Annotated in this window: 1 rRNA gene; it reads right to left on the reverse strand. The window is 53.7% G+C overall.

Going from position 1 to position 2831, the window contains the following annotated elements:
• A 23S ribosomal RNA gene (locus AB5Y80_RS00300) occupies positions 1–2810 on the reverse strand; the annotation flags it as partial.
• Between the last annotated feature and the right edge of the window lie 21 nt (positions 2811–2831).

Genomic DNA, 2831 nt, shown 5'->3' on the forward strand with positions numbered 1-2831 from the left:
GGTCTCCAACGGCCCTTTAGGACCCTCAAGGGGTCAGGGATGACTCATCTCAGGGCTCGCTTCCCGCTTAGATGCTTTCAGCGGTTATCGATTCCGAACTTAGCTACCGGGCAGTGCCACTGGCGTGACAACCCGAACACCAGAGGTTCGTTCACTCCGGTCCTCTCGTACTAGGAGCAACTCCCTTCAATCATCCAACGCCCACGGCAGATAGGGACCGAACTGTCTCACGACGTTCTGAACCCAGCTCGCGTACCACTTTAAATGGCGAACAGCCATACCCTTGGGACCGACTTCAGCCCCAGGATGTGATGAGCCGACATCGAGGTGCCAAACACCGCCGTCGATATGAACTCTTGGGCGGTATCAGCCTGTTATCCCCGGAGTACCTTTTATCCGTTGAGCGATGGCCCTTCCATTCAGAACCACCGGATCACTATGACCTACTTTCGTACCTGCTCGACCTGTCCGTCTCGCAGTTAAGCTGGCTTATGCCATTGCACTAACCTCCTGATGTCCGACCAGGATTAGCCAACCTTCGTGCTCCTCCGTTACTCTTTGGGAGGAGACCGCCCCAGTCAAACTACCCACCAGGCACTGTCCGCGAGCCCGATTCAGGGCCCTGCGTTAGAACATCAAACATACAAGGGTGGTATTTCAAGGACGGCTCCAGCGCAACTGGCGTCACGCCTTCAAAGCCTCCCACCTATCCTACACATGTAGGTTCAATGTTCAGTGCCAAGCTGTAGTAAAGGTTCACGGGGTCTTTCCGTCTAGCCGCGGGTACACCGCATCTTCACGGCGAATTCGATTTCACTGAGTCTCGGGTGGAGACAGCATGGCCATGGTTACACCATTCGTGCAGGTCGGAACTTACCCGACAAGGAATTTCGCTACCTTAGGACCGTTATAGTTACGGCCGCCGTTTACCGGGGCTTCGATCAAGAGCTTCGCTTGCGCTAACCCCATCAATTAACCTTCCGGCACCGGGCAGGTGTCACACCCTATACGTCCACTTTCGTGTTTGCAGAGTGCTGTGTTTTTGATAAACAGTCCCAGCCATCTGGTCACTGCGACTCCCGACAGCTCCATCCGCAAGGGACTTCACCATCAAGAGCGAACCTTCTCCCGAAGTTACGGTTCTATTTTGCCTAGTTCCTTCACCCGAGTTCTCTCAAGCGCCTTGGTATTCTCTACCCGACCACCTGTGTCGGTTTGGGGTACGATGACTTGTAATCTGAAGCTTAGAGGCTTTTCCTGGAAGCAGGGCATCAATGGCTTCCGCACCGTGGTGCGTTCGTCTCGTGTCTCAGTGTTGTGTCTCCGGATTTGCCTAGAAACACCACCTACGCACTTTCACCAGGACAACCGTCGCCTGGCCCACCTAGCCTTCTCCGTCCCCCCATCGCAATTACAAGTCGTGCAGGAATATTAACCTGCTTCCCATCGATTACGCCTTTCGGCCTCACCTTAGGGGTCGACTCACCCTGCCCCGATTAACGTTGGACAGGAACCCTTGGTCTTCCGGCGAGGAGGCTTTTCACCCCCTTTATCGTTACTTACGTCAGCATTCGCACTTCTGATATCTCCAGCATGCCTCTCGACACACCTTCGCAGACTTACAGAACGCTCCCCTACCACTCACGCTTAGCGTGAATCCGCGGCTTCGGTGCCTGGTTTGAGCCCCGTTACATCTTCCGCGCAGGCCGACTCGACTAGTGAGCTATTACGCTTTCTTTAAATGATGGCTGCTTCTAAGCCAACATCCTAGCTGTCTGAGCCTTCCCACATCGTTTCCCACTTAACCAGAACTTTGGGACCTTAGCCGGCGGTCTGGGTTGTTTCCCTCTTCACGACGGACGTTAGCACCCGCCGTGTGTCTCCCGGATAGTACTTACTGGTATTCGGAGTTTGCATGGGGTTGGTAAGTCGGGATGACCCCCTAGCCCAAACAGTGCTCTACCCCCAGTAGTATTCGTCCGAGGCGCTACCTAAATAGCTTTCGGGGAGAACCAGCTATCTCCGAGTTTGATTGGCCTTTCACCCCCAGCCACAGGTCATCCCCTAACTTTGCAACGTTAGTGGGTTCGGTCCTCCAGTTGATGTTACTCAACCTTCAACCTGCCCATGGCTAGATCACCCGGTTTCGGGTCTACACCTTGCAACTAGACGCCCAGTTAAGACTCGGTTTCCCTACGGCTCCCCTATACGGTTAACCTCGCTACAAAATGTAAGTCGCTGACCCATTATACAAAAGGTACGCAGTCACCCCGAAGGGCTCCCACTGCTTGTACGTACACGGTTTCAGGTTCTATTTCACTCCCCTCACAGGGGTTCTTTTCGCCTTTCCCTCACGGTACTGGTTCACTATCGGTCAGTCAGGAGTATTTAGCCTTGGAGGATGGTCCCCCCATATTCAGACAGGATGTCACGTGTCCCGCCCTACTCGATTTCACATCAAGGTTGTTTTCGTGTACGGGGCTATCACCCTGTATCGCCGGCCTTTCCAGGACCGTTCCACTAACTTCCAAGATGCTTAAGGGCTAATCCCCGTTCGCTCGCCGCTACTGAGGGAATCTCGGTTGATTTCTTTTCCTCGGGGTACTTAGATGTTTCAGTTCTCCCGGTTCGCCTCGCTACGCTATGTATTCACGCAGCGATACCTAGCTTATGCTAAGTGGGTTTCCCCATTCGGAAATCCGTGAGTCGTAATGTCTCTTACCGACTGCTCACGGCTTATCGCAGGTTAGTACGTCCTTCATCGCCTCTGACTGCCAAGGCATCCACCATGTACGCTTAGTCACTTAACCATACAACCCCAAGAAGTGTCG

Source organism: Aeromonas sp. R2-1, from assembly GCF_040908425.1.
In the GTDB taxonomy this organism is placed as follows: Bacteria; Pseudomonadota; Gammaproteobacteria; order Enterobacterales; family Aeromonadaceae; genus Aeromonas; species Aeromonas caviae.